This window comes from Micromonospora sp. NPDC052213 (genome assembly GCF_040679695.1).
In the GTDB taxonomy this organism is placed as follows: Bacteria; Actinomycetota; Actinomycetes; order Mycobacteriales; family Micromonosporaceae; genus Micromonospora.
The window spans coordinates 1-8,609 of sequence record NZ_JBFAVI010000234.1 but is presented as its reverse complement, the minus strand read 5'-3'; the positions used below and the strand labels follow the sequence as shown (position 1 = coordinate 8,609).

The 8,609-nt window shown below is 69.3% G+C and carries 7 protein-coding genes and 2 pseudogenes; 6 read left to right on the top strand and 3 right to left on the bottom strand.

The window, feature by feature from the left end; all coding sequences use genetic code 11:
* Nucleotides 1–2,237 (bottom strand): ABC transporter permease (locus tag AB0L34_RS31485; RefSeq protein ID WP_363709021.1); only part of this gene is annotated, 2,237 nt, incomplete at its 3' end.
* Nucleotides 2,234–2,926, bottom strand: coding sequence for an ABC transporter ATP-binding protein (locus tag AB0L34_RS31480; protein ID WP_357459666.1), 693 nt, complete (start codon nt 2,924–2,926; stop codon nt 2,234–2,236). The genes AB0L34_RS31485 and AB0L34_RS31480, both read right to left, overlap by 4 nt.
* A gap of 152 nt (nt 2,927–3,078) precedes the next feature.
* On the opposite strand from AB0L34_RS31480, the gene AB0L34_RS31475 reads away from it, so the two are divergent.
* Nucleotides 3,079–3,885, top strand: coding sequence for a histidine kinase (locus tag AB0L34_RS31475; RefSeq protein WP_363709019.1), 807 nt, complete (start codon nt 3,079–3,081; stop codon nt 3,883–3,885).
* A 41-nt stretch (nt 3,886–3,926) separates the two neighbouring features.
* The gene (locus tag AB0L34_RS31470; protein WP_363709017.1) at nt 3,927–4,604 is read left to right on the top strand and encodes a response regulator transcription factor; all 678 of its coding nucleotides are present in this window, start codon (nt 3,927–3,929) and stop codon (nt 4,602–4,604) included.
* A 324-nt stretch (nt 4,605–4,928) separates the two neighbouring features.
* On the opposite strand, the gene AB0L34_RS31465 is transcribed toward AB0L34_RS31470, so the two are convergent.
* Nucleotides 4,929–5,711 carry a hypothetical protein gene (locus tag AB0L34_RS31465; RefSeq protein WP_363709015.1) on the bottom strand — a complete coding sequence of 261 codons (783 nt, stop codon included), beginning with the start codon at nt 5,709–5,711 and terminating at the stop codon, nt 4,929–4,931.
* Nucleotides 5,712–5,907: 196 nt separating this feature from the next.
* Between AB0L34_RS31465 and AB0L34_RS31460 the strand changes: the two are divergent.
* The 4 genes and pseudogenes from AB0L34_RS31460 to AB0L34_RS31445 form a co-directional block, all read left to right on the top strand.
* Nucleotides 5,908–6,138: pseudogene (locus tag AB0L34_RS31460) on the top strand (hypothetical protein); the annotation flags it as partial.
* Nucleotides 6,139–6,597: 459 nt separating this feature from the next.
* Nucleotides 6,598–7,230, top strand: coding sequence for a hypothetical protein (locus AB0L34_RS31455; protein WP_363709013.1), 633 nt, complete (start codon nt 6,598–6,600; stop codon nt 7,228–7,230).
* A gap of 133 nt (nt 7,231–7,363) precedes the next feature.
* Nucleotides 7,364–7,749 (top strand): annotated as a pseudogene (locus AB0L34_RS31450) (transposase); the annotation flags it as partial.
* Between the two features lie 156 nt (nt 7,750–7,905).
* Complete coding sequence (locus AB0L34_RS31445; RefSeq protein ID WP_363709023.1) at nt 7,906–8,529, top strand: VTT domain-containing protein; 624 nt, start codon at nt 7,906–7,908, stop codon at nt 8,527–8,529.
* Nucleotides 8,530–8,609: the final 80 nt, after the last annotated feature.

Genomic DNA, 8,609 nt, shown 5'->3' with positions numbered 1-8,609 from the left:
ACGGTGGGTGGTTTGGCTATCGGGGGGGGTGGGGGGGGGCGCGCGCGTTTTTTTGTTCGGCCTCCGATCCCCAGGGGGATGCCGAGCACACCGCCGGCCGCGCCGACGACGGCCATCGACGTCAGCACCATCGTGACGACCTGGCGTGGCGTCATCCCGATCGACTTGAGCATGCCGAGGTCGCGGCGGCGTTCTCGGACGTTGAGTACGACCGTGTTGAAGACGCCGAGGGCCGCGACGGTGGACAGCAGTAGCGAGAGCACCGACGAGAAGCCGATCACGGTCACCGCGAAGTCGCTGAGCTGGGAGGTGTCCCACGCGTCGATCCCCGGGTCGGCCGCTTTGACCGCGGCGACGTACGCCGCGACGTTGCCACCGGTCTTGAGCTGGACCTGGTAGTACACCTCGTGTGGTTTGACGGCGCGGTCCGGTGCGAGTTCGGTGAGGACGCGCCAGTCCACGAACATGCCGGGCGGTCCGGGCGCGCCGTCCATCGTCTCGCCGATCACGGTCAGCACCGTCCGCCGTCCGCCGAGTTCCAGGGTGAGCTTGTCTCCGACGTTCAGTCCGCGCTCACGCATGAGTTCCGACGGCACGACTGTCTCGTGCACCCGCGTCATCCAGCGTCCGGCGGTGAGCTCGTTTTGGTAGCCCATCGACGAGTAGTCACCGCGGACGAAGTTGACGGTCAGCGGCTGGGTCTGCCCGATGGTGGGGACCGGCAGTCTGAGAACAGGGGTGACCCGGGCGACGTCCGGCAGCCCGCGCAGCAGCTGTTCGACCTGGGCGTCGGTCCGAGTGGTGGTGGCCTGCGGCCCCGTGGGCGGCAGCTGCCCCTCGGGGGCGATTCGCGTCTGGCCGTCTGACGGCCGGACCCCGATCTGTCCCGAGGCCTGTTGTTCGATCGTGGAGATCCGGGTCAACGTGTCGGCCAGTCCGGTCGCGAACGTCACGGTGGTCACGCCGAGCAGGACGGCCACGACGGTGAAGGCGGTCCGGCCCGGTCGCGCGAACGGCAGGCCCAGCCCGAGGGTGACCGGACGCGACAGCCTGAGACCGGCGAGCCAGCGCTGGGGCCGCGTCCCATGCCCGGTCCGTGGGGATCTGCCGGCGCTGATCGCCTCGGCGGCCGACAGTCGGTGTGCCCGGACGGCGGGCACGAACGCTGCCAGGGCGACGAGTGCCGGCACGCCGCCCAGCCCGGCGGCCCAGATCCAGACGCCGACGTTGATGCCGACGTCGAGTCCGAGGCCCTGGAACCCGTCGCTCAGCAGCGGCTGGGCGGCGAGGGTGCCGACGACGGTGCCGAGGACACAGCCGATGAGGGCGGGCACCGACACCATGACGAGGTAGACGGCGACAACCTGGCGTGGTGTGAATCCGAGCGCCTTGAGGATCCCGATGTGCCGGAAGCTGGAGACGACCGCGCCGCTGACCACGTTGCCCACGATGACGACCGCGACGATCAGTCCGAGCATGCCGAACGTGGCGAGGAACGGCACGTACACGCCGATGTCCGAGGCGACCTTCTCCTTGACGACGAGATACGGCTGCGCGGCGATCAGCGCGCCCGCTGGCAGGTTGGCCGTGACGGCGGCCAGGTCGGCGTGGACAGCGGGCTTCGTCGACACGTCACCGGTGAACCGGTAGAGCATCTGGGCCGACGTGGGGTGCAGCGCGGTCATCTGTTCCGGTGACACCCAGGCGTCAGCGGTCTGGCTGAGACTGTGAGCCCGGCCGACGACGGTGTACCGCTTGCCGCCGAGGGTCACCTCTCCGCGGTCCGGCGGGAATCCCCTCGAGTCGGCGCCGGGATCGGGCTGGTTGAGGACGATCTCGCCAGGGGATGTGGGCCAGCGCCCCTGCCAGAGGTTGAGACGGTCCACCGAGCCGCCCGGGTCGGCGCGCCCCACGACGGTCAGCGGACCCCGTGGGCCCGGCCCGCCGCCCTCGGTAAGGTCGAGCGTTACCTGCCCGAACGGTCCCGCTGCGGCCGCCACGCCGGTTCGCTGGCCGGTGAGCTGCGCGTCGTTGACCTTGGCGAGGTCGTACACGGCGATCGCGTGTGGCCCCTGCTGCCTGGCGAAGGCGCGATCGAACGGCGCCGAGGACGCCTCGAGCAGCGCCAGCGCCACGACGATCGTCGTGGTGGAGAGCAGGACGACCAGGCCGATGACGAACGTCTGCACCCGGCGTCGCCGGACTGCGGCCCGCGAGGCCCGCCACACGGCGCTCATGCGCGTTCCAGACTGCGTTCGCGGGTGATCCGCCCGTCGGCCAGTTCGACCACACGGCTGGCACACCGCGTCGCGAGCCGCTCGTCGTGGGTGACGATGAGCAGGGTCTGTCCGATCTGGTTGAGGTCCAGCAGCAGGTCCATCACCTGCTCGCCGGAGCGGCTGTCCAGGGCGCCGGTCGGCTCGTCAGCGAGCAGCAGTGCCGGGCGGTTCATCAGGGCCCGGGCCACCGCGACGCGCTGGCGCTCGCCGCCACTGAGGGCCGCCGGATACGCGTTACGCCGGTCGGCGATGCCGAGTTCGTCGAGCAGTTCCATGGCCCGCTTGCGTGCCGGGCCCGCCTTGGTGCCGGTCAGCTGGGCGGCGAGCGTCACGTTGTCGATCGTCGATAGGTCGTCGAGCAGGTTGAAGAACTGGAAGATCATGCCGATCCGGTGCCGCCGGAACAGCGCCAGCTTCGTTTCGTTCAGCCGGCCCAGTTCCTCGTCGTGGACGCGCACCGACCCGGATGTCGGCCGGTCCAACCCGGCGATCATGTTCAGCATGGTGGACTTGCCGCAGCCCGACGGGCCCATCACCGCCACCGCCTCACCGGTGCGGATCTCGAGCGACACGCCGTCGAGGGCGGTCGTGTCGCCGTACTCTTTGCGGACTTTGTCCAGCCGTACGACGCAGGTGTCAGTGGTCATGGCAGCACGCTATGGCCGCGGGTAGCGCCCGGCCGTCGGTCCCGGGATGTAAACCGTCGGGGCTGTCATCCCGGGGATGTACCCGGCTGGACACCGCGGATGATGTGGCGCCGATCCGCGTTTGCGAAGATTCTTGGGTGGGATTGGGGGCGGTGTGGCTGGTCGGCGCGCTCGTCGCAGCCTGCGCGACCGCGGTATGGCTCGGTGTCGCACTCGTCCGGGCCCGGCGCGAGCACCGTCGGGCGCTGGAGGAGCGGGGCTGGCTCCTCGAACGGGAGCGGGAGAGCGCGGCCCGGACCGCGGTCGACGCCGAACGTGCCCGCATCGCCCGGGAGCTGCACGACATCGTCAGCCACAACGTGAGCCTCATGATCGTGCAGGCCGCCGCCGCACGCGAGGTGCTCGCGACCATGCCCGAGGAGGCCGCAGCGGCGCTGTCGGCAGTGGAAGGCGCCGGAAGGACCACGATGACCGAGCTGCGGCATCTGCTCGGCCTGCTGGCACCCCCGGCGGACGGCGACGATGGCACGGACGGAGCCGATTTGGCACCGCAGCCCAGCCTGAGCAGACTCAGCCCATTGATCGACCGAATCGCGTTCGCCGGCCTGCCGGCAGAGGTGCGCATCTCCGGTGAGCCCCGGCCACTGCCGTCCGGGATCGACGTCACCGCGTACCGCATCGTCCAGGAGGCATTGACGAACGCGCTGAAGCACGGCGCCGGAGGCAAGGCGGAGGTGACGATCCGCTACGCCGAGCACTCGCTGCGGGTGGAGGTGCTCACCACGGGCCCCAGCGTGCTGACGGGCGACCAGCCTGCCCCGCGCGCCGGAGACGGCGCCGGGCGAGGATTGCTGGGGCTGCGACAGCGCGTCGCGGTCTACGGTGGCGATCTCGACGCCCGCCGGCGGCTCGGCGGCGGATACCGCGTCCGCGCCCGCATCCCGGTGGAGCACCCGTGAAGGCCCAGCCCGCCTCTGCCAGGCCGCCCGGGCCGGCGCCTTTGCCCTCGCCGCGTGTGCTCATCGCCGACGACCAGGAGCTGATCCGCACCGGTTTCCGGCTGATCCTCACCGCCCGCGGCATCGACGTGGTCGGCGAGGCCGCTGACGGTGTCGAGGCGGTGGCGGCCGAGCGGCGGCTGCGCCCCGACGTCGTGCTCATGGACATCCGCATGCCGACGATGGACGGGCTCGAGGCAACCCGACGCATCCTGGACCACAGCCCCCGCTGCCGGGTGCTCATGCTCACCACCTTCGACCTCGACCGGTACGTCTACGCCGCCCTGGCACTTGGCGCCAGCGGCTTCCTCCTGAAGGACGTCACCGCCGACCACCTCGCCGCCGCCGTACGCCTCGTCGAGACCGGCGACGCCCTCCTCGCGCCCTCGATAACCCGGCGGCTCGTCCAGCGCTTCGCCGGCGCGGACCGATCGGCCGCCGACGGACCGATCCCCGCCATCCACCGGGATCTCGCCGCGCTGACGCCGCGCGAGCTGGAAGTGCTGACTCTCCTCGGCCGCGGTCTCTCCAACACCGAACTGGCCCAGGCGCTGACCCTGAGCGAGGCGACTGTGAAGACCCACGTGGCGCGGATCTTCGCCAAACTCGCCCTCCGCGACCGTGCGCAGGCGGTCGTACTGGCCTACGAGACCGGCCTCGTCACGCCCGCCGACGCCTGATCGCACCCCGCGCCTGTGGGACGGATGGCGTGGTCGGAAACGGTCGCTATCGGCGGGCCTGGAACAGCTCCAGCCGCTGGTCGCCTGACCGGCGCGTTCCTCGCCAGCCGGGGCTGCTCGGCTCCGAAGGGAATCTCAGCCACATCCCTCAGATTAGTCGTCCAGCGAGGGTCCTGTATTCGGCAGATTCGGTCACCGAGGGCGCGGTCAGCGGTATGAAGGGATGAGTCGGTGAGACCAACGGGTGAGGCGGGGCGGGTTGAACGTCGCGCTTGCGGAAGCTACCTGCAGGCCTGGGCCACGAGCCGAACCTGCCAACGGGTCTCAGCCGCTCAGGCCAAGCTGGGGATACAGGGCCTCGGGGGCGGCGACGGCTCCTTGCGGCCGCATGACGTCGACATCTGCACCGAAGTCGCTGTAGCGCAGGGAGGCGTTCGGCATGCCGTTGGCGGCTGGGATCAAGAAACTGACCAGTCGGCCATCGGCATCCAGCGTTGCGCGGAACGCGTTGCTGCCCGCACCGTCGGGAAAGCCACTCGGACCGGGGCGGAAGTTGATCCCGCTGCCGGTGCCGACTCGGGTCAGGTCGATCGTCCCGGTAATTTGAGAGCCGTCTGCTCGTGCGGTGGCGATCGCGTTGATGAGGCGCGCCGAGCCGCCGGGATCGTTCTTGCCTGGAGCGAAGCTCAGGGCGAACTCTGACGGCACCCGGGCTGGGTCGAGGTTCATCCATTCGTGGCCGACACCCTGGAGGTCCAGGCCGGTCTTCATGTAGACCTCATTGTCGATCATCCGGATCTCGGTGACCCGACCGAACGCGGAAACCGTGGCGTCGGCGCGCTTGTTGACGTTGTCGGTGTGCGACAGCGTCGTGACCTGACTCGCGATGTCGACATCGGCGCGAAAGCTCGTCTGATCGATGAACTCCGTGCCTGAGTTCAGCAGCTCGATCGCCTTGGCCGTAGTGGCGGCGTCAGCGCTGACGGTCGGCACCTGGGCGGGTTCGTTTCCCGTCCGCGCGCCAGCCGAGCACGCCAGCAAGAGCAGCGTTCCTGCAGAAATCGCATCGCCACACAGGCCTACGCCACTCACGATGCGGTGGCTCACAGGGCGAGCTGGTGGGGGTTCCGTGGCGTCTTCCGTCGCGGCTTCACCGCTCCTTCACCACCTCAACTCGCCATCACCTCCCGCGCGGAGCGCGGATGTGGCTGTCAGCGCAGCACACCGCCGGTGGCCAGCTCCGCTGACCGGTTGCGACAGTTCCAGACTCCCCCTCACAGGAGGGAGCCTGCCGTTCTACTCGCTGAGGAGATCCCTCACGTCACCCGACTCACCGGCTCCCGAATCTCGCCCGTCCGAACCTCGTCTTGCTGCTGCTCCTCGACGTTCCAGCAGGGAGCGACGGCTGTCCTACCTGCACCGGCTGACCCTGCGCGACCGGCAACTGCTGGCCTGGCTTGCCGGGCACTACGTGCTGTCCACCGCCCAGATCACCACCGCGCTGTTTCCGTCGGAGCGCTCCGCGCAGCTGCGTCCACGGCAGGCGGCGGCCCTCCCCTGCCCGCTCAACCTTGTCGATCAGGAGATCCCGTCGGGATCCGCGGCCACACATGGCTCCGTCCCCTTGGTCATCCGGCCCTATCCGGGGCGGGCGGCCCGTCGCCGTTTCCCGGCGCCCGGCACCTCGCCCGACCTCCTCTCGCCTTCCCTGGCGACAAGCGGTCGTTGTCATCCGGACTTCGGACTCCGACACAATTCTCATGTCCGCCGAGGTGATGGGCGCGGGCGCATGGATGGGCAGCTCCACAGGGGACCGAACGTGCCCAACCGGCGTAGCCGGCCTGCTCGAACCTGTGAAACGCCCGAACCGCCGCCAATACCGCCCACGACAAAAGCGCATTTTTCCGCCGCTCTATAGACACCCTTCAAAGCGCTTCTTAATATGATCCCTGCCGTTCGGCGAATTCCCCCCATCCCCGGTCAGGAGACAGACTTGTTCAGGCATTCGCTTCCGCTGGTCGCGGCGGCTATTCTCGGCCTTTCCGCCGTGGCCACTCCCGCCCAGGCCTCCCCCGTCCAGGCCGCTCCCACCCAGGCCCGCACGGTGGCGCACTCCGACCTGGGCGTCCAGGCCACCCCCACCGGTTGCACGACGTGGGTGGAGTGGGTCCAGGAGGGCAGCAACAGCTACTACTACGGCCGCGGCAACGTGCAGTGCGCCACCGGCCGCTACAAGGTCAAGCTCCAGTGCCGCAACCTGCAGACAGGCGTGGGATACGTCGTCTACGGCGGCTACGCGGTGAACGCCCCCGGCACGGCCACTACCCAGTGCTACAGCGGCAACGTCGCCGAGGGCGTGTACCCCGTCGAAGACCCGCTGCCCACAGTCGGTGTCACCGGTTGCGTCTCGTGGGCGGAGTGGGTCCACGAGGGGAGCAACCACTACTACGGCCGGGGTACCGCCCAGTGCGACACCGGCAGCTACCGGGTCCAGATCCAGTGCCGCAACGTGCAGACGGGCCAGCGGTACATCGTCTACGGCCCGACGGTGAACGCCCCCAGTATCTCCACCACCACCTGCTACCGGGGCAACGTCGCGGACGTCGTGTCGGGCGTACCGGCGTGAGGGCTGACAGGGTGGCCCTGCACCGCGACTAGGAGGCTACACAAATAGGCTAATTGGATCGGAAGGGCGGGAAACGGGCATAGATATCAGCGATCATGAAGGGTTCCTACGCCCAGTGATCACTGGAACGCCTGTGCCCGCTGTCCCATCATGGCTGAGCGAACCCCTTGTGGGACCAGCTCGCCGCGCTGCTGCCCGTACGACCCACCACCGATCCGAGCCACCCCCACCCGCCGACGCATCGCCGGACCAGATCGTGTTTCAAGCTCCTGCAGGCGCTGAGGCTCGGCTGCTCGTATGAGGCCATCGCCGACTCGACCTGCTCGGCCACCACGATCCGCAACCGCCGCACGAATGGATCAACCTCGGAGTGTTCGCCCGGCTCAAAGCAATCGCGATCGACGCCGACGACCGTATCGTCGGCCTGCTGCTCGACGACCTCGCCATCGATGGGTGCATCACCAGGGCCCCGGCGGCGGCGAGGTCGCCGGCAGGTCCCCGGTCGACCGCGGCAAGCGGTGCGTCAGCCTCAACCATGAGCGTCTGGCAGAAGGACGCCGCGACAAGTGGGAGGCCGTCGGGGTCCTCGACGACGCCAGCAACTGCCTGACGCTGCTCGGCGAAGCCGTGGGGAACAACCACGCCACAGCACCTCGATGATCTTCAGGAGCGGTCATCCCGCCCTGCATCCGCCTACCCCGGCGCGTCTACACTAACCGCCTCAAGCCGGACACGCGCCACGACTTTACAAGAGCCCTGACACCAAACCACGAGCCACGCCCACCGCGCCATCAACCGCCTGCAAGCCTGATCATGGTGGCCAACGGAGCGTTGTTCGGCGTGCTTCCCGGCGCGCTGCTCTCCATGGTCGGCGGGCTCGGAGCCACGCTCGCCGCCTTCGGCATCGGCCGGCGCGGCCGCGGCGTGCTGACCCGCATCACGACACCGGCGCAGCGCACCCGCGCCGAGGCGCTGCTCGAACGTTACGGGCTCGTCGCTGTCTGTCTCACCCGGCCGGTGCCGGTGCTCGCCGAAACCGTCGCCATGCTTGCCGGCACGTCCGACCTCGGCTGGGGGCGCGTGACACTGGCCGCCGGCACGGGGGTACTCCCGGCCTCGTTGCTCTTCGCCGCCGCAGGCGCCGCCGGACAGCGAGCGGAGCACCACCTGCTCTTCATCGCCCTGCTCGGCCTTGCGGCGCTCGGCGCCTGGATGCTGCGCCACCGCGGCACAGCTCGATACCGCCCCGACCCGGCGCAGGGTGAAGACCCATGCGGTGATCACCCTTACAACTCCTAACTAAATGATGTTGGGCGTATCCGGTTGGACGTGAGGATCGTTCTGTCTGAACGTGAGGAGGGGTGAGCAGCCGCCGTGGA